Here is a 24,852-nt window from a genome sequence, read left to right on the forward strand (position 1 = left end):
TGATGCTCCGAAATTGGTTAAAAGTGCAATGTTTGGCAGTTGAGGCAGCTGGGACGCTTTTCAAGTCCCCTTGCGCCAAAAAGGTTTTATTTGGGTGCCGTTACCGTCACCAAAGCTGGGCGCAGCACGCGGTCGGCGATGGAGTAACCCTTTTGCAGCACGCTGACCACGGTGTTGGGCTCTTGCTCGGCCGGCACCACGCTGATGGCCTGGTGGTGGTGTGGGTCGAACTTGGTGCCCGCGGGCGGGGCGATTTCAAGCACTTTGTTGCGCTCGAGCGCGCTTTTGAGCTGGCGCAGCGTGGCCTCTGAGCCTTCGCGGATCTGCTCAATCGTCACGTTGGGGAGGGCCAAACCGGCTTCCAGACTGTCCAGCACGGGCAGCAGGCTGTCGGCAAAACCCTCCACAGCAAATTTGCGGGCCTTGGCGATTTCGTCGTCGGCGCGGCGGCGGGCGTTTTGCACATCGGCCTGGCCGCGCAGGTACTGGTCGGCCAGATCGGCGTTTTGCGCCTTCAGGTTGGCCAGCTCGGCTTGGGCATCGGCCAGTGGGTCGGTGGACGTCATGGCGGCAGCAGCGGCCAATTCTGCGTCACTCTGGGGCTTGGGGTCTTGGTTGGGTGTGGCTTCTGACATGAACAATGTCCGCAAAAAATGAATACCCCTTGCAAATAGGGGCGTTGTTTCAGGCTTCAAGGGGGGCTTTGCAGGTCAATGGCCCCGGGAATGGCGCAAGAATGGCGCAACAAAAAACCCGCCCAAAAGCGGGTTGTGCCGCAGCCGTTGCGCTTGGGGCTCAATCGAGGGCCAGCAGTTCCACGTCGAACTTCAAGGTGGCATTGGGCGGGATCACGCCGCCAGCGCCACGGGCACCATAGCCCAGCTCGGACGGGATGATCAGGGTGCGCTGACCGCCCACCTTCATCCCCGCCACGCCTTCGTCCCAGCCCTTGATGACCATGCCAGCGCCCAGGCCGAACACAAAGGGGTCACGGCGGTCGCGGCTGGAATCGAACTTGGCGCCTTGCTGGCCGTCCTTGTAAAGCCAGCCGGTGTAGTGCACGGTGACGTCTTGACCCGCTGTGGCGACTTCGCCTTCACCGACAACGGTGTCTTCGTATTGCAGGCCTGAGGGGGTGGTGTTCATGGGGGGCATCCTGTCTGATGGTGCCCGGTGCCGCTGTGGATCACCGGGGTGTGGAAAACCTAAAATTATGCCAGCCCCGCCAAGCTTCAGTTCTGACGTTGACGTTTGGCCAGGTCGCGCATCAGCGCGCCCACACCATAGGTCCAGGCGGGCGCCTGGTCCGAGGTAGTGACCTGGTTGACCAGGGTGCCCAGTTGCGGGGTGGAGACGCTCACCACATCGCCCACCACATGGGTGAAGCCCTGGCCGGGGCCATGGCGGTCTTGGGTGGGGGCGAACATCGTGCCCAGGAACAGCACCATGCCGTCGGGGTATTGGTGGTACTTGCCCATGGCCTGGCCCACCAGATCGAGCGGGTCGCGGCTGATTTGGCTGAGGGCGCTGCTGCCTTGCATGACAAAGCCTTCGGGGCCTTGCACTTTGAGGCTCAGATCGCACTGGCGCACGTCGTCGATGCCAAAGTGTTCGTCAAACAGGCGGATCAAGGGGCCGATGGCGCAGCTGGCGTTGTTGTCTTTGGCTTTGCCCAGCAGCAAGGCGCTGCGGCCTTCAAAGTCGCGCAGGTTCACGTCGTTGCCCAAGCTGGCACCGACCACTTCGCCGCGGGAGTTGGCGGCCAGCACGATTTCGGGTTCGGGGTTGTTCCATTGGCTGCCCGGGTGAATGCCCACCAGGGCCCCAGAGCCGACCGCGCTCATGGGTTGGGCTTTGGTGAAAATTTCGGCGTCCGGGCCGATGCCCACTTCCAGGTATTGCGACCACATGCCTTGGGCCAGCAGCACCTCTTTGAGACGGGCGGATTCTGGCGAGCCGGGCACCACGCTGCGCAGGTTGTCACCAATCACCGCCACCACCGCCTGGCGCACGGCTTCGGCGCGGCTGGCGTCGCCGCGGGCCTGCTCTTCGATCACGCGTTCGAGCATGCTGGCGACAAAGGTGACGCCAGCGGCTTTGACGGCTTGCAGATCGCAGGGGGCCAGAAACCAGGGCTGATCGCATTGGCGTTGGGTCTCGTCGCTGTTGGCCAAAGCTTGGGCGGTGCTGGCCAAGCGCGGGGCTGTGCCGCTGCGCACAAAGGCTCGCACCTGCTGCGCCACCTCGGGCAGTTCCAGCAATTGGCTGCTGGTGGGGGCGAGCTGCGACAGATCGAACACAGCATCGGGCGTGACGGCGCAAACCACGGCGCCAATGTCCGGCACCCACAAGCGGCCGATCAGCAAAGCTTGGTGAGCGTCTTGGGGCAAAAGGGTGTTGAGCATGGCGGTTTTGGATCAGATGCAAAAAAACGATCGTGACAGATGCCAAGCTGCGGCGCTGTCACCTTGGTGGAGAGGATGGGGTGGGGTGGCATGGCATGGGCACCCGCTCGCAAGACAACGAAAACCGGGTTGTGAAAGACGCTTTGGACCCAATACTTGCAATGAGTGTGGGTTGAGGAACGGTCGACCGGGGCCTGGCGGGGTAAATTCGGGATGCCTTCGTTTTACTTAGAGGAATCAACATGATCATTTCCCACACCCCATGGACCCGTTTCGGTTTGGCGGCTGTCGCCGCGAGCATTTTCTTGGCCGGTTGCGCCAGCGACGGCGTCACGCCCCAGCAAAAGGGCGCGGGCACTGGCGCAGTGATCGGCGCCGTGGCGGGCCAAATTCTGGGGCGCGACAGCAAGTCCACCGCCATCGGCGCGGGTCTGGGGGCTTTGGGGGGCTACGTCTGGTCGAAGAACATGGAAGACAAAAAGCGCGCCATGGACCAAGCCACGGCGGGCACCGGCACGGTGGTCACACAAACCAGCGACAACCAGCTCAAGCTGAGCATCCCGAACGACATTTCATTTGACACGGGGCGCGCCGACATCAAGCCGAATCTGCGCCCGATCCTGGACCAGTTCGCACAGGGGCTGAGTCAGCAGCAGAGCATGGAAGTGCGCATCGTGGGCCACACCGACAGCACGGGCAGCGATGCCATCAACAACCCCCTGTCGGTCAACCGCGCCCAAAGTGCGCGGGATTACCTGGTGTCGCGGGGCGTGAGCGCCAGTCGGATGGTGATTGACGGGCGTGGTTCGCGCGAGCCGATTGCCGACAACGCCTCGGAATCGGGCCGGGCCCGCAACCGCCGCATCGACATCTTTTTGGCCGAGCGCGCTCAGAGGTAAATTTTTTGCAGTAAGGCCAGCAGCGTTTTGCGCTGGGCTGGCGTGAGCTTGGCGGTTTTTTCCAGTTCCAGCTCGGTCGCCGTTTGCTCGGCTTGCACCATCAGGGCCTGGCCCTTGGGGGTGGCGTGCAGGCCCACGGCGCGGCCGTCGTGCGGATGCGGTTTGCGCTCGATCAGGCCGCGGGACTCCAGCGACTGGATCAGGCCCACCAGGTTGGGGGGCAAGAGGTTGAGCGAGGAACACAACTGGCGCGAGGTCACGCCCGGGTTGTGGCAGATGGTGGACATGACCGAAAAATCCACCGGCTTCAAACCATAAGGGGCAAGACGTTCCAGAAACAGCTCGATGATGCTCAGTGCGGCCCGGCGGGCGTTGTAGCCCATCAGGGTCTTCAGGTAAGTGGTGTCCACTGGGTCGATGGCCGAACCCGAAGCGAGTTCGGCTTTGGGGGCGCGTCCTTTTTTGGGCGGCGGCATGGGGGCTTGCATCATGCCGCCAGTGTGCACTGCTGCACGATGATGAAGCTGCGCATCTGAAATTCGGGCATCACCCAGCTGCGCAGGGCTTTGGCGGGATGGATCCAACGTGCTTGGGCGTTTGGCGTGCTGTCGTCCACGCCGGCTTCGATGCGCAGCCAGGCCCAGTCCATCAGCACCAGCGCCACGGCGCGCAAATAGTCATCGGCCACGCGGTAAGCCAAAGCCGCATCTTGCGCGCTGGCTTTGACGATTTGCTGGGTGACGGCGCGCAGGGTCTGGATGCGGGCTTGCGCGGCGGTGCTGGCTTTGGCCGCTTTGGGCAGATCCAAGGCGATGCTGTCCAGCAACGCATTCATGCCGGTGCCGCCATCGGTCAGCACCTTGCGCACCAGCAGGTCAATGGCCTGAATTTCGTTGGTGCCCTCGTAGATCATGGCCACGCGGGCGTCGCGCACGATTTGCTGGATGCCCCATTCGCGCACATAGCCGTGACCGCCCAACACCTGTAGGCAGTCGCTGCCGCCATGAAACGCCTGGTGCGTGAAGACCGATTTCATGACCGGTGTGACCAGTGCACACCAGCGCTGGGCAGCGGCTTGGGTGTCGGCGTTGGGGCTGTGTTTGATGAGGTCGAGCTCGAGTGCGGTGCGGTAGGCCAGCACACGTCCGGCATCGACCCAGGCGCGCTGCGTGTCCAGAATGCGGCGCATGGCGGGGTGCTCAGAAATGAGGTCTGCTTCTGCGGCCGATTCTGCGGCCGATTTGCTTTTGCCCGGCGCACGCATTTGGCGGCGCTCTTGGGCATAGGCATCGGCTATTTGCCAGGCGGCGTCGAGCAGGCCAATGCCTTGCAGGGCCACATGCAAACGGGCGGCGTTCATCATCACGAACATCGCATTCAGGCCCTTGCCGGGCTCGCCCACTATGGAAGAGACCGCTTCGTCAAAACGCATCACGCAGGTGGGGCTGCCGTGCAGGCCCATCTTTTCTTCGATGCGGTCGCAGTGCACGCGGCTGCGTGAGCCGTCGGGGTAGAACTTGGGCACCAGAAACAGCGACAGGCCTTTGGGGCCGGGCGGCGCATCGGGCAGGCGCGCCAGCACCAAGTGAACGATGTTGTCGCTCAGGTCGTGTTCGCCACCCGAGATGAAAATTTTGGTGCCGCTGACGGCGTATTGACCATCGGGCAGGGGGATCGCTTTGGTGCGGGCCAGCCCTAAGTCAGAGCCTGCATGCGGCTCGGTCAGGCACATGGTGGCCAGCCATTCGCCGGTGGCCACTTTCGCCAAATACTGGTCTTTCAGTTCGTCGCTGGCGTGGTGCTTGATGCACTCGTACGCGCCGTGCAGCAAACCCGGAGCCATGGTCCAGCCCATGTTGGCCGCACTCAGCATTTCATAGAGCATGGCTTCCAGCACGCTGGGCAGGCCTTGACCGCCGTCTTCGGTGCTGGAGGCCAGGGCAGGCCAGCCCGCTTGCCAAAAGGCTTGGTAAGCGCCTTTGAAGCCGGGCGGCATGGTGACCGCGCCGTCCGCCCACTGCGCACCGATCTCGTCCCCGTCGCGGTTGAGCGGGGCAATCACTTCACCCACGAACTTGCCTGCTTCCTCCAGCACTTGCTGCATCAGCGCAGCGTCCACTTCGGCAAAGGCGGGCAGGGCTTGAAGTTGGGCGGGCGCATTCAAAACGCGGGACAACAAAAACTGCATGTCGTCGGTGCGGGGCTGGTAGGTGTTCATGGGGTTCTTACTCAACGGAAAAGTCCGGCGCAACCGTCAAGCTGCGCTGAACAACACGGGGTGGTCTGCTGAATCAGGAGTCGACGCTGAAACCAATGCGCTTGATCAGCGGGCCCCAGCGCTCGAGTTCCACTTGCGAGCTCTTGAGCTGGTCTGCGACGGTGCCACCAAAAGGAATCAGGCCCACCACGGTCAAAGCGTCCAGCACGCCTTTGTCTTTGAGTGCCGCATTGATCGCCGCGTTGGCCGCTTGGACCACATTGGTCGGGGTTTTGGCGGGAGCGTAAAAACCGAACCATTCTTCCACCGTCAACTCGGGGAAGCCCTGTTCAGCGAATGTGGGGACATCCGGTACAAAAGGCGAACGGGTTTTGCCCGAGGTGGCCAGGATGCGCATCTTGCCGGCTTTGTGGTTGGCAATGAAGTCGCCGTGCGGTGTGAACATGCAAGCGATCTGGCCGCCGACCACGTCGGTCACGCCGGGCACTGAGCCACGGTAGGGCACGTGTTTGAACTCGAAGCTCTGGTTCAGGCCGAGCAAGGCACCAATGAAGTGTGGTGTAGAGCCTGCAGCGGGCGATCCGTAGCTGGCTTGCGCGGGATTGGCTTTGGCCCAGACGATGAAGTCTTTCACGTTTTTAACGCTGGCAGGCACCATGGGGCCGACGGCGAAACCGTGGTGAATCATGGAGGCGGTGCCCACAGGCGTGAAGTCTTCAAATGGCTTGTACTGCAGGTTTTTGAAGATGTGGGGGTAGAGCGAAATGGGCGAGAACGGCGTCATGGCCAACACCGAGCCATCGGCCGGTGCGCTCTTGAGCAGGTTCAGGGCAATTTGACCGCCAGCGCCTGGGCGGCTGTCGATGATGCCCGCGTTCTTGCTGTAGGGCGTGCCGCCAAATTTTTCGGCCACGCGCCGGGCGCAGATGTCGCCCGAGCTGCCGGGGGGGAAGCCGTAGAGCACTTTGACTTGCTCGATCGGCATGCCGCTTTGGGCCCAGGCTTGCTGGAATGCGCTGCTGCCCAAAAAGGCTGCGCCGATGGTGGATTGAATGAATTCGCGACGGTTGCTCATGTTTGTCTCCTCGGAGGGGTGGGTTGAAAAAAACAGGTTGGGGAAAAACGGAAAATGAAAGCCATCAACTGCACAAAGCCTTGATGTCTTCGGGCACCGGGATCGCTTTGATGCGGTCTGGATCTTCGGGGTGTTTGATGCAAAAAGCCCGCACTTCGGTGCCTTCGCACAGCAAGGTGTCGCCGCGCATGACCACATGCTTGTGCACAAACACTTTGTCCCGCCACTCTTGCACGCTGGTGTGCACCTGGATGGTTTCGCCATAGGTGGCGGGGCGGATGAATTTGGTGTTGATCTCTAGGAGCGGCGTGCCGATGATGCCGCGCGTTTTGACCAGTTCACGCCAAGGCAAGATGCCGCACTTCATGAAGAAGTTCAGCGATGACGCGTCCATCCACTTGGAAAAGTTGGGAAAGAACACGATGCCTGCGGGGTCGCAGTCGCCGAACATCACTTGCACTTCGTAGACAACAGTTTTCATAGGTTGAGCGTTGAGCGTTGAGGGTTTGGTGTTGAGCGTGAGGCGTTGTGGGTTGACCGTTAGGCGTTGAGCGGTTTTTCACGCTGAACGCTGAACGCAAAACGCTCAACGGACTTCATCGGGGTGCCATGCGCAACGCGCCATCGAGGCGAATGACTTCGCCGTTCAGGTGGTCGTTGTGCACGATGTGGCAGGCCAGTTCGGCAAATTCGCTGGGCTTGCCCAGGCGGGCCGGAAAGGGGATGCTGGCGGCCAGCGATTGCTGGATCGGCTCGGGCAAGCTGGCCAGCAGAGGCGTCTTGAACAGGCCGGGGGCGATGGTGCACACGCGGATGCCGTGCTGCGCCAAGTCGCGCGCCATGGGCAGCGTCATGCCCACCACACCGGCTTTGGAGGCGCTGTAGGCCTGCTGGCCCACTTGCCCGTCAAAGGCGGCGACCGAGGCGGTGAAGACCATCACACCTCGCGCGCCATCCTCCATCGGGTCGAGTTTGGTGCAGGCTTCGGCAAACAAACGGGCGGCGTTGTACGTGCCGATCAGGTTGACGTTGATCACCTTGGCGAATTCCTCCAGCGGCGCGGCCTTGCCATCCTTGCCAACCACCCGCTTGGCGGTGCCGATGCCGGCGATCTGCATCAGGATGCGGGCGGGGCCGTGTGCAGCGGCAGCGGTGTCGATCGCTTGGGCCATGCTGTCTGCATCGCTCACGTTGCAGTGCACCGCCACGGCGAAGCCGTTGCCAAATTGATCGTTGAGGTCTTTGGCCACCCGCTCGGCGTTGTCCATGTTGAGGTCGAGCACGGCGACCTTGGCGCCCAAGCGGGCCAGTTCACGGGCCGTGGCCTCGCCCAAACCAGAGCCACCGCCGGTGACCAGTGCTGCTTGTCCTTGGATGTTCATGTCAGTTCCTTTATGTCAGAGGTCGAACCTTCGGGTCCGACGGTTCGGTGGGGTGTCGGGGCTAAAGCCACCCCTACAAATTCAACCTGGGGTTTTGGGGTTTTGTATTTTGTAGGTCGGTGGCTTCAGCCCCGAAAAATGTACGCAGAACGCGACCATGTCGGACCTGAAGGTGCCAACCTACAAATTCAGTTCATGCGGCTTGCGGGTTTTCGATCAGCAGCGCTATGCCTTGCCCGCCGCCCACACAGGCGCTGGAGATGCCCCAGCGCAAGCCCGAGCGCTGCAGTTCGCGCGCCAACGTGATCGTCAGGCGCACGCCGGTGGCTGCCAGCGGGTGGCCGAGCGCAATCGCGCCGCCATTGACGTTGAGCTTGGACAAATCCAGGCCCAACTCGCGGCCCACCGCCAGGGTTTGCGCGCCTTGCGCTTCGTTGATCTCAAAGCGGCCGATGTCCGACAGCTTGAGGCCCGTGCGCTCGAGCAGCAAGCGGATGGCGGGCGCGGGGCCGATGCCCATGATTTCGGGCGGCACGCCAACGGCCGCTGCGGCGACCACGCGGGCCAAAGGTTTCTTGCCGTTGGCTTTGGCATAAGCGCCGGAGGTGACCACGCAAGCGGCCGCTGCATCGACCAAGGCCGAGCTGTTGCCACCGGTCTGCACGCCGCCTTCGTACACCGACCTGAGCTTGCCCAGCACCTCGGCAGGCGAGATGCGCGGGTGCGTGTCGGCGCTGACCTCGGTCACTTTGCCTTGCAGCTTGATGCCGCGGGGAATGTAGCCTTCGAGCTCGAATTTTTCGGTGAGCACCGGCACGATTTCGCCCGCATGAAAACCAGCGGTCTGCGCGGCCACGGCCTTGGCAAACGAGTCCGACGCGAACTGGTCCACTTCTTCGCGGGTGATGCTGTATTTTTTGGCCAGGTTCTCGGCCGTCTGGATCATGTTGATGCCCGCGGCCGGGTCTTTCAGGGCTTCCCACATGAAGTCCTTGAAGCCCACGGGCGCGCCCAGCTTGAAGCCGGTGCGGTGGTCAAACGCGGCGATCGGGTTGCGCGTCATGCTCTCGGTGCCGACCACCAGCGCGGCATCGCACACGCCGGCTTCAATTTGCTCACCGGCCTGGCGAAACAACTCAAAGCCGGTGCCGCAAATGCGCTGCACCATGATGGCGGGCACCTCTTGCGGGACGCCTGCGTACAAGCCGATGTGGCGTGGCAGTACAAACTGGTCGAAGTCGCCCGGGGCCATGTTGCCGGTGATGACCGAGCCGATCTCGGTCGCCGCGATGCCTGCGCGTTTGAGCGCTTCGCGTGCGGCCTTGATGCCCAGGTCGGTGGGCGAGATGTGGCCCAAAGCGCCGCAGTAATCGACCATGGGCGTGCGCACGCCCTCGTGCATCCACACATCGGCAAACGCGTTGAAAAATCCTTTGGAAGCCATGTTCTTGTCCTTGAGATTCGAATCCTTGAATCCGATTTGGGGCTGTTCAGTAGGTCGGGCCTTCAGGTCCGACGGGTCTCGCTTGTCGGGGCTGAAGCCACCGACCTACGGGTTAGGTTTGGGGTTTAACGATGTCTTGCAGCTTGTCAGCATGCAGCGCCGCCACGGTGTCGGCCCGGTGGGCGAGCACCGAGCGTTGGTTGATCGAGCCCTTGTCGGTGACCTCACCCTTGTCGATGGTGGGCGGCTCACTGAGCAGGCACAGGCGGGCGATGCGGTTGGCGCTGCCGGTGGCGGTTTGGGCCAGGGTGTTCACGATGTCTTGGAACTTGGCCAGCACCGGGGCCGAGGCGAGCACGTCCGACATCGGTGCATTCGCACCCAAGCCGCTGAGCGCACGCACAGCCAGCGTCGGGAAAATCATGGCGCCGACTTCTTTCATGTTGATGCCAGTCAGCACCGCGTCCTGAATGTACGGCGCACCCGCTGCAATGATCTTGCCGCGCAGCGGGCCCACGCTGACAAAGGTGCCGGTGGCCAGTTTGAAGTCTTCGGCGATGCGGCCGTCAAACCTCAGGCCCAGATGCACATTCGCATCGTCAATCCATTGGACCGCGTCGCCCGTCTTGAAGAAGCCTTCTTCGTCAAATGCGCCGGCGGTTTCTTCAGGGTTGCGCCAGTAGCCGGGTGTGATGTTGGGGCCACGGTAGCGCACCTCGGTTTTGCCTTGACTGTCCACCAGCTTGAGCTCCAGCCCTGGCGTGGGCACGCCCAGGTCGCCCGCTTGGACAAAAGGGTTGGTCACGAAAATGCCAAAGGGACCGGATTCGGTCATGCCCAGGCCCGTGCCCATGACGATGCGCTCGCCGATCTCGCGCTCTTGCGATTCGTACAGACTGTCCCAAATCGGTTGGGCCAATGCAGCGCCGGCATAAAAGAACATCTGCATCCGCGAGAGCAGCGTTTTGCGCAGCTGGTCATCGGTCTTCATGGCGTGGGCAATCGCTTCAAAACCGGTGGGCACGTTGAAGTAAACCGTGGGCGCAATTTCGCGCAAGTTGCGCAAGGTCTCGTGCATCAGCGTTGGCGTGGGCTTGCCGTCGTCAATATAGAGCGTGCCGCCGTGGAACACCGTCATGCCAAAGTTGTGGTTGCCACCAAACGTGTGGTTCCAGGGCAGCCAGTCGACCAGCACCAGTTCGTGCTCGGCCAGCACGGGCATGGATTGGGCCATTTGTTGCTGGTTGGCGCACCACAGGCGCTGCGTGTTGATGACCGCCTTGGGCAGCTTGGTCGAGCCGCTGGTGAACAAAAACTTGGCGATGGTGTCGGGGCCGGTGGCGGCCATGGCGGCATCCACCGCGGGTGTGGCGAGCGTGGCGCACAGGCTGTCAAAAGCCGTGACCGTGCGGCCGGGCACTTGGCCCTCGCACATCACCACTTCCATGTCGTCGGCCACCGTGGCGGCAATGGCTTTGGCATAGCGGGCGTCTGAGGCAAACACCAGGCCGGGCGTGACAGTGCGCAGAACATGCTTGAGCTTGTCGAAGTCCATGCTGACCAAGGAGTAGGGCGGCGAGGTGGGCACGAAGGGCACGCCAGCCACCAGACAACCCAAGGCCAACAGGGCGTGCTCCAAGCTGTTTTCGCTCAGGATCACCACCGGGCGCTCGGCGTTCAGGCCCCGGTCGAGCAGGCTTTGCGCAATGCTGCGTGCCGTTTGCCAGGCCTGTGCATAGGTGATGTGCCGCCAGTCGCCCAGCGTGCCATCGGTTTGCTGGATGCGCCGCGCCATGAAAGTCTGCTCGGGCTTGACCTGGGCCCAGTGCTGCAGGCGATCGGTCAGGCGCTCCGGAAAAGCCTGCAGCGCCTGATCGGCCTGCAGGTAGCGCGTGCCGGGTACGCCGTCGCGCACGCTGACGCGGGTCACGCCGAACTTCAGGGGGCGGAATTTGGGGGCGGTCATGGTGTGTCCGGGTTTGGTGTTGAGCGTTGGGCGTTGAGTGTTCAGGGCATTGCGTTGAGCGTTTTGCATTGAGTGTTCAGCGTGTCGGTTCAGAGTTTGCGCATCGCTCAACGCTCAACTAAAAACGCTCAACGGGCCTTCTGCACTTTGGCTGCCTTGCCTTCAAGGAAGGCGCGCACACGGGCTTTGGCTTCGGGGGCAGCTTGGGCAATGGAGGCCATCAGGGCTTCGGTGAACAGGCCGTGGTCAGCCGGTTGCTCGGCTATGCGGGGCATGGCGTGCGTGAGGGCAAAGTTGGTCAGTGGGGCGTTGGTCGCGATGCGGGTGGCCAGCTCGATGGCCTTGGCCAAAGCCGTGCCGGTGGGCACCAAATACTGGGCAAAGCCCACTCGTTCGCCTTCTTGCGCGTCGTACACACGGCCTGTGAGCATCATGTCGATCATGCGCGCCGTGCCGATCAGTTTGGGCACCCGCACCGAGCCGCCACCGCCCACAAAAATGCCGCGTGTGCCTTCGGGCAGGGCGTAAAAAGTGCTCTCGTCGGCCACGCGGATGTGGCTGGCGCTGGCCAACTCCAGCCCGCCGCCCACCACTGCGCCGTGCAGCGCACTGACCACGGGCACGCTGCCTTGTTCGACCGCATTCAGCGCCACGTGCCAGCCACGCGAATGGTGAATGCCTTCTCCAGCGTCGCGCTCCTTGAGCTCCGACAAATCCAGCCCAGCGCAAAAGTGATCTCCCTCACCGTGAATCACCGCAGCGCGGGCTTCGGGGGGCAGGTTCTGAAACACATCACGCAGCGCTTCAATCAAGGCGTCGTTGAGCGCATTGCGCTTGGCCGGGCGGCACAGGCGCACCACGGCCACAGCGCCTTGCATCTCCACACTGACGCCATGGGCAGCTGCACGTTGCAGGATGGGGTGGGGAGAGGTGGTCATCGCAAAGGGTCCTAGGCGGGTCTGGGTCGGGGAATGCAATAAGGTTATTGCTGATAACCATATTGTGCGCACCAGATGGCTTTCGGGTGTCTGGTGTTTACCCTAGGTTTGCGACTGAATGTGCTCAGCTGTGGTGCGACAGGCGGGGCAAATTACGGGCTTTTTTCGTCGCCCGGGCGCATGCCCTTGAGCCAGTAGACCCAAGACAAAATCACGGCCACGGCGGTGTAAAGCTCGGGAGGAATTTCCTTGTCCAGGTCGATGCGGCTGAGCAAGGCCAGCAGCTGAGGGTCTTCGGCCACATAGACGCCGTGGCGCTGGGCTTCGTCGATGATGCGCTGGGCCAGCTCGTCCTCACCCCTGGCGCTGATGATCGGGGTTTTGCGCTTGCCATATTCCAGCGCAATCGCTTCTTTCAGTGGGGCTTTCATGTCTGCACATCCAGCAAGCTGCCGGTCTCGGGCGGGTTCCAGGGCATGGGCTCGGAGGGGCCTGGGCCGTGGATGATGTGCAGCCGGGTCATGTTCAGGCCTGCGCTGTCCAGCTCTTCGGCCAAATTGGGCGTCAGGTCGCGTGCCCGTTTCACCACATCCTCGCGCAAGGCCCACATGACCATGTCGACTTCAGTCTGGTCGCTGATGCGTGTTTGCAGCCACACTTCGCCCAGTTCGCGGTTGCGGGTGTGCAGGTGAATGACCAGCGGTGCTTTTTCTTCGCCACGCTTGCTGCGGCCCCGAACAAATCGCAGCGCCACGGGTTCGGCGTCCGAAAATGGCAGCATCATCGAAAACACCCATTCGCGGCCCGTCAGGGTTTCGGCCGCAGTGAATTGGTGCGACTCGATGTCGTCGATGGCATCTTGCACTCGGCCCGTCGCCTCGTGGCTGGTGCTTTGCAGCAGACGCAGCAACTGCCGCAGGCCCGACTTCAGGTCAACCAGACCACTGCCGTGGCCCTGCGACAGCAAAGCTTCGGTCATCAGGCCGCTGCGCTGCATGAGTTGCTGGAGTTTTTCCGGGGTCAGTTGGGCCATGCTGGGGCGCAAGCGTCGCCACTGCTGCAGGACTGCCAGCTCGGGGGACGCCGGGTTCAGACTCTTCAACAGGCTGTCCAGACCGCCCGGGCGCAGCAGCAGGGCCAGGGCGTTCATGTCGGGGGGTCTGAATCCCAGCTGCTGCATGCGGTTGGGCATTTGCGCCAAAGGTGCAGCGGCTGCGGGGGCAGCCGCAACGGTCGCTTGCAGCGGGCGCAGCCAGATCGAGCCATCGCTTTGCAACTGCACCCGAAACAAGGCCGTGTCGCCCGAGGCCAGGCGCAGCCCCGCGGGCAGTTCTTTGGGTAAGTCGATGAAACGGCCGGCTTGCGCGGGGTCTTGCAGTATCAGGCGGATCCGGTCTTGGCGGTTCTCGACGGTGGATTGAATCACCTGGCCGTCGCGCAAGCCCAGTTCGGCGGCGTTGCGCTCGACCACCAGGGGCAATTTCCCCTCCAGAAAAATGGTGGGAATTTTGGGGTTGAGGTGGGCGGTTTCAGCCCCAGTGATCATGCTGCGGCCTGCGCTGCGATCAGGGGTAACGCACCCAGCGGCGTTGGTCGTTCGGTTCGGTTGCGGTCTTTTGTGGTGCTTGTTCGTCAGCCCCGCGGAGCAACGCTGCTGCCCCCGGGTGCTGGCTCAACACCATCTGGCGCAAGGCAGGCAGGCTGGGCACCTTCAATTGGACCCCGGACCGCATCTGATGGGGTGAACCCGATGGGAAAGCCTGCGGGTTCAGGCTCACAAAGGCCTTGCGCAAAAAGTCGGGGTGCAAAGGGACATCCGGCAATGCCCTGCGGATGACACGGTCCAGCGTCTCGCCGCGTTGCACGGTGACCGTGCCGCTTGCCATGGCTGAGGCCGCGGGTGCCGAGGTGTTCGCCGAAGGGCTGGTGTGCGCAAGACCCTCCGCCGAATGGGCCGGTGTGGGCGGCAAGCCGCCCATTTGCTGAAATGCGGCTTGGGGCCCCAGCAGGGCCTGGAGCGCCAAGGCCCCTGCAGAGTCAGCCGACCAGGCGGTCGAACTCCCGCCGACCAGCGCGCAGCTGCCGAGCAGCCAGGAGGCCAAGTGACGGTGGGGAGAAACGGCAGAGGTCATAGGGGTATTGTGGTTCGGGTTGAACAGGCTCACAAAGGCAGGGCCATCCAGGCGCCATGCGAGGCCAGGGCTGGGCCCGCGAGTTGTTGCAGCTCGGTGCGATGTGGGCCAACCTTGACCACCTGGGCCAAGGCCAGATGCTGGGCCACGCCGGGCTCCAGCATGCGAGCAGGCACATGGGCGGGGTCCATCAAGAGCACGCGGTCACCGGGGCGCAATCCGCTGTCAAAGCCCGCTTGCAGCTCGAGGGACTGCGTGCCTTGGCGGCGCACATGGAACTGCACCGGCTCGCATTCGGTTTGCTTGTCCAGCTGGGCCACCCATTGGCGCATGCGCTCTTGCAAAAGGCCTTGCATCTGCTGCGCCCAGGCCGTGGGGCTTTGCGCCAGCGCCGTGGGAACGATCGAGATGATCTGGTCGATTTGCCACTGGGGCACCAAGCGCGAGGCCGGGCTGAGTTTTTGGCCCAAGCGCAAGCTCAATGTCCAGCGCAACAGCGGGTCACTGTCTTTCAGGCCGAGGTACTCGGTCCACGAACGCGCCACAGCTGGGGCATGCGGTTGCAGCGAAATCTCGGCCATCCAGCCGCTGCGCTCCTCGGTCTGGCCGGTGAGTGCTCGCATGTAAGCGTTGTCCGACTGCGGGGCAGCTTGCGCCACGTTGTGCGTGCGCCAGCGCTGAGAGCCTTGCATGTTCTGGCTCCAGGACTGTTGCGCCAGCTCCAGCAGGGTCTGGCTGGCAAACAGCTGCGGGCCACTGAAGCCCTCAGGCATCACGACTTGCACGCCCAGAGGCAAACGCCAGGGCCGGGGCGGTGCCTTGCAGCTTTGGTCTGCTCCAACGGGCTTCCAGCCCCAGGGCAAGACCTCGGCGCTGACCTGGGCTACGGGTTCGTCGCCTTGCACATAAGACAAGACCCGCACGCCGCGCACCTGCGCCTCGGAGTGGAAATGGGCGCTTTCGTGAAAAGCCCCCTTGTTGTCGACCCAGGCCGAGCTGATCACCCGTGTGGGCCGGTCCAGGGTGGCGTCCAGAATGGCCTGACGGATGGCGGCGAGTTGCGCGTCGTGGTTATTTTGTGGGTTTTTCTGGACCGCCTTGGCCGACTGGGCCTGGGCATTCAAAAGGGCCTGCACCGGGGCCGAGGCCAGCGCCTTGGCCGCCAACTCGGCAGGGCTAGGGCTTTGGGCTGCGGCTGTGCTGGCCAGCGCACAGGCCAGCACGGCTGTGCTGATGCGCAACCAAGCAAGGCGGGGCGAGTTCACAAGGGCCAGCATGGGGTCAGTCCAATCCGAAGGTGATCAGCGGCGGCGCGAAGCCATCTGACCCAGGTACAAGGCACGCAAATCACGCACCACATACTGGTCCAGCGACATGGTGGTCTCGTAAGTGTCTTCGCCGACCGGGGTGATGCTGACCATGGTGGCGCCGTAAATCACGCCCTCTACCTTGGCACGGAAGGTGTCGCTCATCACCGTCATGTCGGCCACGGTGGTGGTGGCGTCAAGTTGCTGGCCATAGACCTGCTCGGTCAAAGAGCGGTAAGCGTCGAGCTTGGAGGCGCGGATGGCCAACAGGCGCTGCTGCGCCGGGTTTTTGTGGTTTTGCACGCTGATCACGGCATAGCCTGTGGCCACCAGGGTTTCACGCTTTTCCACCAGGGGGCTGATCATCGAGGCGGGGGCCGCCTGCGGGACGGTGGTGTCCTTTCCCAAGAGGTTCAAGGGCACGGATTGGCATCCGGCCAAGGCCAAGGTGGTCAGCAAGGCGGCTGCCAGTGAACGGGTACGGGTCATTGTGCTTCTCCATGAACGGGCACCCACACCAACCAAAGCGGCGCGTGGATGTGTTGTGTCTTGATGCATACATCGACAGCAATGCCCAAGTCTTGAGCTTGCGCCGGGCTTTAGAGCGTCCATGGGCTTGTTTTTCGACAAATCACAGGCAAAGGTGAACTATAAAATTATTATTTTTGATGATAAAACTGTTTTTTTTGAAAATACTTGCTAAAGTATGATTTGTCAATTGTTCAACTAGCCAGTGAAATGACCGTCAACCACTCTTCAACGGCGGCTTGGCGCCTTCAGTGCAACGTGCCATGGCGGCATGCGCTGAAAGCCACTGGGTCCCACCCAACACCGATTTGACATGAAAGCCAGCGCCAAAACCCAAATCATTGGACAAAGCCGAGCGACGCAGTTTTTGCGCGAGCTCATCCAGACCTTGGCCGCGTCGTCTTCGACAGCCCTGGTCACGGGCGAAAGTGGCACTGGCAAAGAACTGGTGGCCCAGGCCCTGCATGCCCAAGGCCCCCGCGCTGGCGGCCCGTTTGTGCCCATCAATTGCGGAGCCATCCCGCGTGAGCTGATCGAAAGCGAACTGTTCGGTCACCGCAAAGGCGCCTTCACAGGGGCCGTGGCCGACCGTTTGGGTCGATTCGAGTTGGCGCACGGCGGCACCCTGTTTCTGGACGAAATCGGCGACTTGCCCATGGACATGCAAGTCAAGCTGCTGCGCGTCCTGCAAGAGCGCTGCCTCCTGCCCGTGGGTGCCTCGCGCGAAGTGCCGGTGGACGTGCGTGTGGTCGCGGCCACCCACAAAAACCTCGAAGCTGAAGTCGCAGCCGGGCGTTTTCGTGAAGACCTGTACTACCGCATCAACGTCTTGCCCATCACCACCACCGCCTTGCGCGAGCGGCCCGACGACATTGCTGCATTGCTCCAGTTTTATGCCGAAAAGCACACCCTGCCCGGCAACCGCCCCCTGAAGTTCGCACCCGAAACGCTGCTGATGCTTCAGGCCTATGCCTGGCCGGGCAATGTGCGCGAGCTGTCCAATCTGGTGGACCGTTTTTCGACGCTGTTCCCCTCGCAAAACCTGCACGTGCACACCGTGCCCGCCTGCATGATGCCCTCGGGCCTGGCCGCTTTGCAGGCTCAGCTCCTGAGCCAAATGCCCTCACCAGTTCCGCAGCCCTCGCTCTTCGCAGCGGTTTTGGCCCCGCAAGACGCTTTGGCTATGACAGAGCCCAACGGGACACCCGCGGCAGCTGGCGATGCCGAAAGCCCCTGGGCTGACAATGACCCGCTGAGCCATTTGTTCGCAGACAGCGACAACGCTGCGCCTGTCCCTCGAGCTGCCTTCGCCCCCATGCCTCTGTCTGCCTCCAACGACGAAATGAGCTCGGTCGAAGAAGTCATCTTGCTGGCCCAAGGCATCCAGACCTTGCCGCCCGACGGCATCTCGCTCAAGCAACACCTGATCGACATCGAGCGCAACCTGATCGAGCAAGCCCTCAGCCGCACCCAAGGCAATGTGTCGCAAACGGCCAAGCTGCTGCAGTTGCAAAGAACCACACTCATCGAAAAAATCAACAAATACGAATTGCGTGGCGTGGCCTGAACAGGCCTCTGAAGGAAAGGCGTTGCAGACCCAATGTGGTCGAACTCAGAAGGGTGGTTTGATCACTTTGGCGCAAGTGCCCTTGATGAGCTTGACATTGCGCCCGTCGTTCAGGCTCAGGGATTGCACAAAACTGCCTGTTTTGCGGTCCACCACAAACTCTTCGCCGGTGATCATGACGCCAAACCGTTGGAACATGGCTGGGCGGTAAATCTTCAGTCGCGTGCCCATCAATTGCAGGGTGCCTGAACGGCTTTCAGAGATGGCAATCTTGCCTTGGTACCAACCTGATTTTTTCTCGAAATCAATCTGTGCCATGGTGATCCTGGAGGGCTCGTTTTCCTTGATGCCCAAAGCCAGTTGACCGTCCAGGTCCAGCTCCAGCTCGCAAATCAGATCCATCACACCTTTGCTGTCGCCGGGCAGGCTTTCAGTGATCAAATCGGTCTCGGGAGGGCTTTCCCACAAGAGGTGCACCAGCCCCCAGATGCCGCCCATGACCGAAAGACCGATGGCGATACCGATTGCAGTATTTTTAAACATGAGGAAACCTCTAGAGGGTGTTGGTGTAAAGCAATGCGGTCGGTTGTCATCTTAGCGTGCAGTCAAGCTGCAGTTATCAGCTGATTACTGGTTCAGCACCGTGATGCTGACGCGGCGGTTTCGCGGGTCTGCACCGTTGCCTGGCACTTTGGGATTGGTATCGGCCACCCCCTCGATGCGCGAGAAGCGATCGCTGCCCACGCCCTGGGATTGCATGAACTGTCGCGTGGCATCGGCACGCTCGGTTGACAAGGTCCAATTGTTGCGCATGCTGTCCGGCGCGAAACCCATGCTGTCGGTGTGCCCACGAATCGACAATTTGTTGGGCAGCGGTTTGAGTGATTGGGTCACTTCAGCCATCAAGGCGGCCGCTTTGCTGCCCATCACCGCGCCACCAGAGCTGTACATGGCAAAGTCGGCCTTGTCGATCACCTCAATGCGCAAACCGTCCTTCTCGCGCGTGATGCTGACTTGGTCCTTGATTTTTTCGAACTGCGGGCTTTCAGACAATTTCTGTTTGATCTCTTTTTCGACCTTGTCGAAATTTTCCTTGTCCTGTTTCTGGCCTGGCGAGCCACTGCCGCCACCCTCGCCTGGTGAGCCCGAACCCGTGGCTTTGCCGGGGTCTTGGTCAGAGGGGCCATCCTTGTTGTTCTCTTCCTTGGATGAACCAAAGCTTTCGCCTGGGCCACCTTGGGCCTGAGGCGTCAAACGCTCGAGCAACGCGGTTTGCTTGGCGGTGAAAGGGAAACCTTCGGGGTCGATGATGGACTTGCCACCGAACAAACCATTGGAGCCCGCCATTTCACCAAACACGATCTGGCTGTGGGAGGTGGGCCTGAAATAGTCCGCGACACTCCTTTTCCTGTCTTCTGTACTGGCGCCCAACAGCCACATCAACAAGAAGAAAGCCATCATGGCCGTCATCATGTCGGCCAGAGCGATTTTCCAGGCGCCACCGTGCGCACCCGCATGACCGTCGTCGGCAATGATTTTTTTGACAATGATGATGGGCCGCAATGCCTCTGCAGCAGCAGCTGCAGCGACTTCTTCGGGTGTTCCCGCTGCGGCTTTGTCTGCCTCGGCCATCAGGATCCTCGCATGCCGTCAAAGACTTCGGAAAAGCTCGGTTGGTTGTGGTGAGAAATACAGGCCCGTGCGGACTCGATCACCAGCGGTTGCGCGTAGCCCTTGAGGTTGCCCACGATCATCTCGCGGATCACGTCAAACGCTTGTGCGTCTTCGTTGATGATTTGGGTCAGTCGCCCGGCAAAGGGCTCAAACATACCGTAGGCCAAAAACACGCCCATCAGCGTACCCACCAGCGCGGAGCCAATCAGCGCGCCCAGTACAGGCGGGGGTTGGTCAATCGAACCCATGGTTTTCACCACACCCAACACGCAAGCCACGATGCCCAGCGCGGGCAAACCACCCGCAATGCCGGCCAACGCGCCGGGGGCCAACAAGGCCTCATGGTGGTGCACCTTGATGGCTTTTTTCATCAAATCATCCAAGGCATCGGCGTCCAGGTTGCCCTGCGAGATCACCATCAAACGAAGGGGATCGCAAATCATCTGAACGATGGAGTGGTCCTTGGCCAGCTTGGGGAATTCACCAAAAATCGGGCTCGAGTCTGGGTTTTCGACGTGCGATTCGAGCGCCACCACGCCTTCTTTTTTCATCACCGTTTGCAGTTTGCCCACCAGCAGCATCAAAGCCAGGTAGTCGGCTTGGTGAAAACTGGGTCCTTTGATGCACTTGCCAATGCCGCCCATGGCCGCCTTGAACACAGGAAAGCTGTTGGCCACCAACGAAGCGCCAATGGCCGAACCCCCGATGATCAGAAATTCGAAAGGCGCGGCCTTGATGATGGGGGCCATCTTGCCGCCAGCGATGACGTAACCGCCAAACACCGCCCCAAAAACAACCGCTAAACCGACAAAGAAAAACATGGTGGCCCTTTAAGTCTAGACAATGCACCAAATACCGATGCACCAACCCAGTGTCCATTGAAAAAAGAAGTCCATCAAATTGCCCAGCAACATGACAGGCAGACCCAAATACAGCGCCCCCCAAGCCCACCCCGAAATCGTCAAGCGGGCTTTGGGGATGTCATGCCCCAAGATGGCATGTTCTTTGGGCGATGACGAGCTCATTTTTTCCATTAACACCTGTGTTCATCGGACTCAAATGCGTTATCTTGAGTCGAATTTGAAAAATTTGCCTATTATGACGATATGGATGTGAAATGGGAGCAACTGCGACAAGCCGATTGGGAAGAATTTCATTCGACCCACCTCGGTGCTTTGCAGCAGGCCTGGACCTACGGCGAGGCCTTGACCTCATTGGGCGTGAACATCTCGCGGGCCATGGTCTGGCAAGAAGGCCAGCGGGTGGCCATTGCCCAATTCATGTGCAAACGGGTGTTGGGCTACATCTCTTTGGCCTCTTGCACGCGGGGCCCGATCTTCCATCCCGACCTCAGCCCCGCGCAACGTGCCGACATTTACAAGCGCCTGCGCCAAACGATCCCACTGCCGCGCCTGAAAGTCCCCTTGTTTTCGCCCGACCGCACCGGCGAACAACTCGACCCGCTTGAAACCCGGGGCATGTCACGCGTGATGACCGGTTATTCCACTGTGCTGCTCGATTTGACCCACCCGCTGCCCACTTTGAAAGCCCAGCTCGAGGGCAAGTGGCGCAACCGCTTGAACAAAGTGCTGTCCCATGTGAAGCTGCGCATCCATGTGCAACCGAGCCGCAAGCGCTGTGATTGGCTGCTGGGCCAGGAATTGGCCCAGCGCGAAGCGAAAAAATTCCATGGCTTGCCCACCAATTTTGTACAAGCCTACATCGCCGCTGCGGCCGACCCCCGTCAAGCCTTTGTGGTGGCCTATGCCGAACTGGGCAAGAACACCGTGGGCGGCATGCTCTTTCTGATTCACGGCCGAGTGGCCAGTTACCATATGGGCTGGGCTGACGAAGAGGGCCGGCAGCTCAATGCCCACAACGCTTTGCTCTGGCAGGCCATGGCTTACTTGCAGGAACTGGGCGTCGAGCAGCTCGATCTGGGGGGCGTCAACACCCACGATCTGCCCGGCATCTCTCGCTTCAAGCTGGGCACAGGCGGTCAAGCCATCACCCTTGCGGGAACTTATTTTTGAGAACAAACATGACGTTGCGAGCATTTTCAATGCGTGCTGTGGTGCGGTGGAGCCTGTGCTGTGCTGGCTTGGCGGGCTGCCTCAGCCCACTCGCCGCGCAGGCATGGACCCGCATCGGCGAAACCCAGGACCTGACGCTTTACGTGAACCGCAAAAGCATCGAGCGGGAAGACAGGATCCGCCGGGTCTGGGAAATGCAGGACCTCAAAAAACCGGACGCCGAAGGGGTGCGCTCCAGACACTACTTGAACGAATACGATTGCACCTACAAAATGCACCGATTGGGCCAGATGTCCAGTTTCGCCGGCCCCAAACTGACCGGCGAAAAAGTCGCCGACGTGAAAGACATGGGCTACTGGCGAAAAATTCCCCCCAATGGCGTTTTTGTGCTCACTTACATCGCCGTGTGCGTCGAATGAGTCCTTCGGCGCTGTGCCCTGACCCGATCGTATCGACCACACCCCAAGTGCGTGCTGCACCCACCGTGCTCAGAGCTTCTTCAAACGCTGGCACTGCGACGGGCTTGAATTCGAGCTTGTAACGCGCGCATTCCGTTTTCATCATTTCCGACCCCCTTGTTTGGAATTTAACCCGTCAACAAGGAATCTCTTTTTCAAGGCCAAGGTCACGGACTTGATCATGGCCCCCTGGTTTTCTGGGGGGACAGGACGGTTATTCGTCCGGGGTCATGGGGGTGGCAAGGGTCCTTTGGGGTGGTCTTTGTGCTTCAGCGCGGCGCAGGCGCAACTGCGGGGGCAGCAGCAGCAGGCTCGCCAGCGGGCTTGGGCGGGTTGATGCGGGGGAACTGGACGGCGCGGTTGGTGTTGGTGTTGGCGTTGGCGTTGGCGTTGTTTTTCTGCAGGGTTTCGAGGTAGCGTTCTTTTTGCAGGGTCACCAGGGCTTGGACGTCGCTGTTGAGTTTGTCGACGTTGCCGACCGCGCCTTTGAGGGCTTTGACTTCATTGCCCAGGGTTTGCACGGCACCGGCCTGGCTTTGCAACCGGCTGTTGATGGCTTGGACTTGTTTGAGCAGGTTGTCGCTGGTGGCGGCGACTTGTTTGGCGGTTTCTCCGGGCACGGTCTGGACCATGTTTTCGGATTTTTTGAGCGCGTCGCTGATGCGAGTTTCGATCTGGCCTTGGTTCTTGGCTTGTTCGACTTGTTGCGCCGTCAGGCCTTCGATGCTGCGATTGATGACGTTGAGCGATTCGAGGCCGACGTTGAGGTCGACCACGCGCTTGCCGACCGCCAGCATCATGGTGTCGAGTTGGTTGATGCGGCTGTTCATGCGCACCCCCATGACCAAAAAGAAAATGAGACAAATCAGCATCAGGCCGCCTGTTGCGCCCAGCAGGATCAGGGCCTTTTTGTGGCCGACTTCGGTCAGGTCTTTGAATTCGGTGGTGGCCTTGTGCATGTTTCTGCTGGCGGCGGCGGCGGATTCGGCGGACTTGCTGGCGATGTCGGCAGAGTCGAGCACAACTTGGGCCAGCGATTGGTATTGCCGGTAGGCACGTTCATCGACGGTGAGGCCCATGTGCGGGCGCGACTCGGGGGCCGGTGCCGCAGCGCTGGGGGCCATGTCGCTGTCGCTGTGGGGGGCTGGGGCGGTGCTGTCCTCGCTGCCGGGGGCATCCACGAGGATGGGTTCGGTGGGGGTGAAGTCTTTGTCGCTCATGGTCGTTTTCCTCGGGCTGTGGGCATTTGCGGGAGTCGCTGGAGTTGTTCTGCCAATTGGGCGTTACGGGCTCTGAGTTGATCGATGCGGGTTTTGACAGGGTTGTCTTGTTCCCATATGGGCTCAATGGGTGTGGGGGCTGCGTCCAGGGCTTGCGCTTTGGCGCTGCTGGAGGGCGACGCGCTGCGCAGTTTGGGTTTTGATCTGGCTGTTTTGCCTGATGGGGGTTTGGATTTGGGTTTGGCAAGTGGGGTCGGGGCTTCGAACAACGGGCCCTCGAGGGCTTTGGCACGCACGGTTTTGACGGCCGGAGTGGGGGGCTCGATGCGCTTGCTTTTGGGGGTTTTGACGGGCACCACTTTTTGAATGTTGGTGGGGCTGTCGTCGGAGGTTTCCGAGGACTTGAATTTCTGGGTGCTTGGACGAGCGGCCACGTTGGAGCCCGAAGGCATGTTGACGGCGTGGGGTTTGTCGCTGCGGATGAGGGTGTTTTTTTTCACGGCGTGTTCCTGGGTTGGATCAGGGCAACTTGTTGGGGGCAACAGGGGCAACAGGGGCAGCCGGGCCGACAGTTGTCGGGGTGAGGGCTTGGGCGGGTGTGTTACCGGTGCCGGGCTCTGGCAGCCCGATGGCCGCGGGCGTGGGCTGCGTGGCTTTGGTTTTGCCAATGCCGAAGGCTTCGGGTTGAAGCCAGAGCATGGTCAGGGTGGACAGGGTGAGTGCAGCCGCGACCCACAGCGCCAAACGCGTGTGGCTTTTGTCCCATTTGCCCAGCAATTGGGTGCTTTTGTCAATGGCCTTGCGGCCATTTGCGTGAAAAGCTTGCACTTGTTGCTTGATTTGTTGGGCGGCATTTTTTTTCTCCAAGTGGGGCGGCTCGTCTTGGGCGAATTGGGCGGCGTCTTCGGTTTCGGGGCCGGGGCCATCGTCGGTCCAGGATTGGCGTTTGATGCGTCTGAGCAGTTGTTGCACGGGCTGCTGGCGGCCTTCAGCTCGGGCCATGTCGAGCGTGGCTTGGGCCTGTTCGGCGTTGGGGGCTTCGATTTCCCAGCGCAAAATTTTGCGGCCGAAGGCGGACAGGTTGTTGTGGCCGTCTGCAGTGCCTTTCATGAGCAGGATGGCCCGGATGTTGGCGCCAGGAAAGTTCTGGATCAGGCGGGCGAGCAGCTGAATTTCGGCATCGGGCAGGGCTTGGGCGTCGTGCACGACCCATATTTGCGCAGGACTGACACCGGTGGAAGTGCGGGTGGCTTGTTGCACCGATTGGCGGGCCAGGGCGTCGTTGAAGCGGGCGAGCAAGGCGTCGGTGTTGGTTGGAAAATAAACCTCGATGTGGTGTTCGGGGGCTGCTTGCCGCAGGCGTTTGAGCAGCAGGTGGGTGTAGTGATCGAGCAGGGCCTCGTGTTCGCATTGCAGCGACAGGCTCAGCCCTTCGCGGGCGATGGCGTTGGTGCAGCCGTCGATGCGCATGCGGTCGGCTGTCCGGAAGACGAAGTCGTCCGGGTGGGGGGCATGGGCTGTGATCGGGGTGTTCATGCGGTGGCACCTTGGGCTTGGGCTTTCTTTCCGTCAGGACTGAACAGCATGCTGGGGGGAACGGTGACTT

At 61.4% G+C, this 24,852-nt stretch carries 27 protein-coding genes; 4 read left to right on the top strand and 23 right to left on the bottom strand.

Annotation, left to right across the window (positions count from 1 at the left end; genetic code table 11):
- Positions 1 to 86: 86 nt before the first annotated feature.
- The 3 genes from grpE to Q0O99_RS12905 form a co-directional block, all read right to left on the bottom strand.
- Positions 87 to 635: a nucleotide exchange factor GrpE gene (grpE, locus tag Q0O99_RS12895; RefSeq protein ID WP_293752158.1), complete on the bottom strand. Its 549-nt coding sequence runs from the start codon at positions 633 to 635 to the stop codon at positions 87 to 89.
- A 160-nt stretch (positions 636 to 795) separates the two neighbouring features.
- The gene (locus Q0O99_RS12900) at positions 796 to 1,146 is read right to left on the bottom strand and encodes an FKBP-type peptidyl-prolyl cis-trans isomerase (RefSeq protein ID WP_293752160.1); all 351 of its coding nucleotides are present in this window, start codon (positions 1,144 to 1,146) and stop codon (positions 796 to 798) included.
- An 86-nt stretch (positions 1,147 to 1,232) separates the two neighbouring features.
- Complete coding sequence (locus Q0O99_RS12905; RefSeq protein ID WP_293752162.1) at positions 1,233 to 2,405, bottom strand: fumarylacetoacetate hydrolase family protein; 1,173 nt, start codon at positions 2,403 to 2,405, stop codon at positions 1,233 to 1,235.
- 242 nt (positions 2,406 to 2,647) lie between these two features.
- Here Q0O99_RS12905 and Q0O99_RS12910 point away from each other — a divergent pair, with 242 nt between their 5' ends.
- Positions 2,648 to 3,304: an OmpA family protein gene (locus Q0O99_RS12910; RefSeq protein WP_293752164.1), complete on the top strand. Its 657-nt coding sequence runs from the start codon at positions 2,648 to 2,650 to the stop codon at positions 3,302 to 3,304.
- On the opposite strand, the gene Q0O99_RS12915 is transcribed toward Q0O99_RS12910, so the two are convergent.
- The 13 genes from Q0O99_RS12915 to Q0O99_RS12975 form a co-directional block, all read right to left on the bottom strand.
- On the bottom strand, positions 3,295 to 3,687 hold the full coding sequence (locus tag Q0O99_RS12915; RefSeq protein ID WP_293752214.1) for a MarR family winged helix-turn-helix transcriptional regulator: 393 nt from the start codon (positions 3,685 to 3,687) through the stop codon (positions 3,295 to 3,297). The genes Q0O99_RS12910 and Q0O99_RS12915 overlap by 10 nt on opposite strands.
- 104 nt (positions 3,688 to 3,791) lie before the next feature.
- The gene (locus Q0O99_RS12920; protein WP_293752166.1) at positions 3,792 to 5,522 is read right to left on the bottom strand and encodes an acyl-CoA dehydrogenase family protein; all 1,731 of its coding nucleotides are present in this window, start codon (positions 5,520 to 5,522) and stop codon (positions 3,792 to 3,794) included.
- A gap of 73 nt (positions 5,523 to 5,595) precedes the next feature.
- The gene (locus tag Q0O99_RS12925) at positions 5,596 to 6,597 is read right to left on the bottom strand and encodes a tripartite tricarboxylate transporter substrate-binding protein (RefSeq protein WP_293752168.1); all 1,002 of its coding nucleotides are present in this window, start codon (positions 6,595 to 6,597) and stop codon (positions 5,596 to 5,598) included.
- 64 nt (positions 6,598 to 6,661) lie between these two features.
- Positions 6,662 to 7,078, bottom strand: a complete 417-nt coding sequence (locus tag Q0O99_RS12930; protein ID WP_293752170.1) for a thioesterase family protein — start codon at positions 7,076 to 7,078, stop codon at positions 6,662 to 6,664.
- 115 nt (positions 7,079 to 7,193) lie between these two features.
- The gene (locus tag Q0O99_RS12935; protein WP_293752172.1) at positions 7,194 to 7,979 is read right to left on the bottom strand and encodes an SDR family NAD(P)-dependent oxidoreductase; all 786 of its coding nucleotides are present in this window, start codon (positions 7,977 to 7,979) and stop codon (positions 7,194 to 7,196) included.
- A 193-nt stretch (positions 7,980 to 8,172) separates the two neighbouring features.
- Positions 8,173 to 9,423 carry a thiolase family protein gene (locus Q0O99_RS12940; RefSeq protein ID WP_293752174.1) on the bottom strand — a complete coding sequence of 417 codons (1,251 nt, stop codon included), beginning with the start codon at positions 9,421 to 9,423 and terminating at the stop codon, positions 8,173 to 8,175.
- A 112-nt stretch (positions 9,424 to 9,535) separates the two neighbouring features.
- Positions 9,536 to 11,389 (bottom strand): feruloyl-CoA synthase, encoded by a 1,854-nt coding sequence (locus Q0O99_RS12945; RefSeq protein ID WP_293752176.1) that lies wholly within the window; start codon positions 11,387 to 11,389, stop codon positions 9,536 to 9,538.
- Positions 11,390 to 11,517: 128 nt separating this feature from the next.
- The gene (locus Q0O99_RS12950; protein WP_293752178.1) at positions 11,518 to 12,327 is read right to left on the bottom strand and encodes a crotonase/enoyl-CoA hydratase family protein; all 810 of its coding nucleotides are present in this window, start codon (positions 12,325 to 12,327) and stop codon (positions 11,518 to 11,520) included.
- A 152-nt stretch (positions 12,328 to 12,479) separates the two neighbouring features.
- A complete protein-coding gene (locus Q0O99_RS12955) occupies positions 12,480 to 12,758 on the bottom strand; it encodes an EscU/YscU/HrcU family type III secretion system export apparatus switch protein (protein ID WP_293752180.1) in 279 nt (92 codons plus the stop codon).
- Positions 12,755 to 13,873 (bottom strand): hypothetical protein, encoded by a 1,119-nt coding sequence (locus tag Q0O99_RS12960; RefSeq protein WP_293752182.1) that lies wholly within the window; start codon positions 13,871 to 13,873, stop codon positions 12,755 to 12,757. The genes Q0O99_RS12955 and Q0O99_RS12960 overlap by 4 nt, the downstream gene beginning before the upstream one ends.
- 19 nt (positions 13,874 to 13,892) lie before the next feature.
- A complete protein-coding gene (locus Q0O99_RS12965; RefSeq protein ID WP_293752184.1) occupies positions 13,893 to 14,459 on the bottom strand; it encodes a hypothetical protein in 567 nt (188 codons plus the stop codon).
- Positions 14,460 to 14,488: 29 nt separating this feature from the next.
- Entirely contained in the window at positions 14,489 to 15,736 is a 1,248-nt protein-coding gene (locus Q0O99_RS12970) for a hypothetical protein (protein WP_293752186.1), read from the bottom strand.
- 24 nt (positions 15,737 to 15,760) lie between these two features.
- The gene (locus tag Q0O99_RS12975) at positions 15,761 to 16,255 is read right to left on the bottom strand and encodes an LPP20 family lipoprotein (protein WP_293752188.1); all 495 of its coding nucleotides are present in this window, start codon (positions 16,253 to 16,255) and stop codon (positions 15,761 to 15,763) included.
- Positions 16,256 to 16,607: 352 nt separating this feature from the next.
- Here Q0O99_RS12975 and Q0O99_RS12980 point away from each other — a divergent pair, with 352 nt between their 5' ends.
- On the top strand, positions 16,608 to 17,861 hold the full coding sequence (locus tag Q0O99_RS12980; RefSeq protein WP_293752190.1) for a sigma-54-dependent Fis family transcriptional regulator: 1,254 nt from the start codon (positions 16,608 to 16,610) through the stop codon (positions 17,859 to 17,861).
- Positions 17,862 to 17,906: 45 nt separating this feature from the next.
- Here the strand turns inward: Q0O99_RS12980 and Q0O99_RS12985 are convergent, their stop codons facing one another.
- From Q0O99_RS12985 to Q0O99_RS13000, 4 genes are all read right to left on the bottom strand, one after another.
- Positions 17,907 to 18,404 carry a hypothetical protein gene (locus Q0O99_RS12985; protein WP_293752192.1) on the bottom strand — a complete coding sequence of 166 codons (498 nt, stop codon included), beginning with the start codon at positions 18,402 to 18,404 and terminating at the stop codon, positions 17,907 to 17,909.
- 84 nt (positions 18,405 to 18,488) lie between these two features.
- Complete coding sequence (locus tag Q0O99_RS12990; RefSeq protein WP_293752194.1) at positions 18,489 to 19,493, bottom strand: flagellar motor protein MotB; 1,005 nt, start codon at positions 19,491 to 19,493, stop codon at positions 18,489 to 18,491.
- Positions 19,493 to 20,356 carry a flagellar motor stator protein MotA gene (gene motA, locus Q0O99_RS12995; protein ID WP_293752196.1) on the bottom strand — a complete coding sequence of 288 codons (864 nt, stop codon included), beginning with the start codon at positions 20,354 to 20,356 and terminating at the stop codon, positions 19,493 to 19,495. Before motA ends, Q0O99_RS12990 begins: the two co-directional genes overlap by 1 nt.
- A gap of 15 nt (positions 20,357 to 20,371) precedes the next feature.
- Positions 20,372 to 20,560 carry a hypothetical protein gene (locus Q0O99_RS13000; RefSeq protein ID WP_293752198.1) on the bottom strand — a complete coding sequence of 63 codons (189 nt, stop codon included), beginning with the start codon at positions 20,558 to 20,560 and terminating at the stop codon, positions 20,372 to 20,374.
- 81 nt (positions 20,561 to 20,641) lie between these two features.
- Between Q0O99_RS13000 and Q0O99_RS13005 the strand changes: the two genes are divergently transcribed.
- Together Q0O99_RS13005 and Q0O99_RS13010 are read left to right on the top strand one after the other, a co-directional pair.
- The gene (locus Q0O99_RS13005) at positions 20,642 to 21,568 is read left to right on the top strand and encodes a GNAT family N-acetyltransferase (protein ID WP_293752200.1); all 927 of its coding nucleotides are present in this window, start codon (positions 20,642 to 20,644) and stop codon (positions 21,566 to 21,568) included.
- 8 nt (positions 21,569 to 21,576) lie between these two features.
- Positions 21,577 to 21,987 (top strand): surface-adhesin E family protein, encoded by a 411-nt coding sequence (locus Q0O99_RS13010; RefSeq protein ID WP_293752202.1) that lies wholly within the window; start codon positions 21,577 to 21,579, stop codon positions 21,985 to 21,987.
- A gap of 308 nt (positions 21,988 to 22,295) precedes the next feature.
- On the opposite strand, the gene Q0O99_RS13015 is transcribed toward Q0O99_RS13010, so the two are convergent.
- From Q0O99_RS13015 to Q0O99_RS13025, 3 genes are read right to left on the bottom strand one after another with little or no spacing between them, the layout of a single operon-like run.
- Complete coding sequence (locus Q0O99_RS13015) at positions 22,296 to 23,246, bottom strand: hypothetical protein (protein WP_293752204.1); 951 nt, start codon at positions 23,244 to 23,246, stop codon at positions 22,296 to 22,298.
- Positions 23,243 to 23,746, bottom strand: coding sequence for a hypothetical protein (locus Q0O99_RS13020; RefSeq protein WP_293752206.1), 504 nt, complete (start codon positions 23,744 to 23,746; stop codon positions 23,243 to 23,245). The genes Q0O99_RS13015 and Q0O99_RS13020 overlap by 4 nt, the downstream gene beginning before the upstream one ends.
- A 19-nt stretch (positions 23,747 to 23,765) precedes the next feature.
- On the bottom strand, positions 23,766 to 24,782 hold the full coding sequence (locus Q0O99_RS13025) for a hypothetical protein (RefSeq protein WP_293752208.1): 1,017 nt from the start codon (positions 24,780 to 24,782) through the stop codon (positions 23,766 to 23,768).
- Positions 24,783 to 24,852: the final 70 nt, after the last annotated feature.

Source organism: Limnohabitans sp. Rim8 (assembly GCF_945901735.1).
Taxonomy (GTDB): Bacteria; Pseudomonadota; Gammaproteobacteria; order Burkholderiales; family Burkholderiaceae_C; genus Limnohabitans_A.

Excerpts from the sequence above, each read along its gene's own strand:
- grpE (WP_293752158.1), bottom strand. The coding sequence starts at position 635 with ATGTCAGAAGCCACACCCAACCAAGACCCCAAGCCCCAGAGTGACGCA.
- Q0O99_RS12900 (WP_293752160.1), bottom strand. The coding sequence starts at position 1,146 with ATGAACACCACCCCCTCAGGCCTGCAATACGAAGACACCGTTGTCGGT.
- Q0O99_RS12905 (WP_293752162.1), bottom strand. The coding sequence starts at position 2,405 with ATGCTCAACACCCTTTTGCCCCAAGACGCTCACCAAGCTTTGCTGATC.
- Q0O99_RS12910 (WP_293752164.1), top strand. The coding sequence starts at position 2,648 with ATGATCATTTCCCACACCCCATGGACCCGTTTCGGTTTGGCGGCTGTC.
- Q0O99_RS12915 (WP_293752214.1), bottom strand. The coding sequence starts at position 3,687 with ATGGGCTACAACGCCCGCCGGGCCGCACTGAGCATCATCGAGCTGTTT.
- Q0O99_RS12920 (WP_293752166.1), bottom strand. The coding sequence starts at position 5,522 with ATGAACACCTACCAGCCCCGCACCGACGACATGCAGTTTTTGTTGTCC.
- Q0O99_RS12925 (WP_293752168.1), bottom strand. The coding sequence starts at position 6,597 with ATGAGCAACCGTCGCGAATTCATTCAATCCACCATCGGCGCAGCCTTT.
- Q0O99_RS12930 (WP_293752170.1), bottom strand. The coding sequence starts at position 7,078 with ATGAAAACTGTTGTCTACGAAGTGCAAGTGATGTTCGGCGACTGCGAC.
- Q0O99_RS12935 (WP_293752172.1), bottom strand. The coding sequence starts at position 7,979 with ATGAACATCCAAGGACAAGCAGCACTGGTCACCGGCGGTGGCTCTGGT.
- Q0O99_RS12940 (WP_293752174.1), bottom strand. The coding sequence starts at position 9,423 with ATGGCTTCCAAAGGATTTTTCAACGCGTTTGCCGATGTGTGGATGCAC.
- Q0O99_RS12945 (WP_293752176.1), bottom strand. The coding sequence starts at position 11,389 with ATGACCGCCCCCAAATTCCGCCCCCTGAAGTTCGGCGTGACCCGCGTC.
- Q0O99_RS12950 (WP_293752178.1), bottom strand. The coding sequence starts at position 12,327 with ATGACCACCTCTCCCCACCCCATCCTGCAACGTGCAGCTGCCCATGGC.
- Q0O99_RS12955 (WP_293752180.1), bottom strand. The coding sequence starts at position 12,758 with ATGAAAGCCCCACTGAAAGAAGCGATTGCGCTGGAATATGGCAAGCGC.
- Q0O99_RS12960 (WP_293752182.1), bottom strand. The coding sequence starts at position 13,873 with ATGATCACTGGGGCTGAAACCGCCCACCTCAACCCCAAAATTCCCACC.
- Q0O99_RS12965 (WP_293752184.1), bottom strand. The coding sequence starts at position 14,459 with ATGACCTCTGCCGTTTCTCCCCACCGTCACTTGGCCTCCTGGCTGCTC.
- Q0O99_RS12970 (WP_293752186.1), bottom strand. The coding sequence starts at position 15,736 with ATGCTGGCCCTTGTGAACTCGCCCCGCCTTGCTTGGTTGCGCATCAGC.
- Q0O99_RS12975 (WP_293752188.1), bottom strand. The coding sequence starts at position 16,255 with ATGACCCGTACCCGTTCACTGGCAGCCGCCTTGCTGACCACCTTGGCC.
- Q0O99_RS12980 (WP_293752190.1), top strand. The coding sequence starts at position 16,608 with ATGAAAGCCAGCGCCAAAACCCAAATCATTGGACAAAGCCGAGCGACG.
- Q0O99_RS12985 (WP_293752192.1), bottom strand. The coding sequence starts at position 18,404 with ATGTTTAAAAATACTGCAATCGGTATCGCCATCGGTCTTTCGGTCATG.
- Q0O99_RS12990 (WP_293752194.1), bottom strand. The coding sequence starts at position 19,493 with ATGGCCGAGGCAGACAAAGCCGCAGCGGGAACACCCGAAGAAGTCGCT.
- motA (WP_293752196.1), bottom strand. The coding sequence starts at position 20,356 with ATGTTTTTCTTTGTCGGTTTAGCGGTTGTTTTTGGGGCGGTGTTTGGC.
- Q0O99_RS13000 (WP_293752198.1), bottom strand. The coding sequence starts at position 20,560 with ATGAGCTCGTCATCGCCCAAAGAACATGCCATCTTGGGGCATGACATC.
- Q0O99_RS13005 (WP_293752200.1), top strand. The coding sequence starts at position 20,642 with ATGGATGTGAAATGGGAGCAACTGCGACAAGCCGATTGGGAAGAATTT.
- Q0O99_RS13010 (WP_293752202.1), top strand. The coding sequence starts at position 21,577 with ATGACGTTGCGAGCATTTTCAATGCGTGCTGTGGTGCGGTGGAGCCTG.
- Q0O99_RS13015 (WP_293752204.1), bottom strand. The coding sequence starts at position 23,246 with ATGAGCGACAAAGACTTCACCCCCACCGAACCCATCCTCGTGGATGCC.
- Q0O99_RS13025 (WP_293752208.1), bottom strand. The coding sequence starts at position 24,782 with ATGAACACCCCGATCACAGCCCATGCCCCCCACCCGGACGACTTCGTC.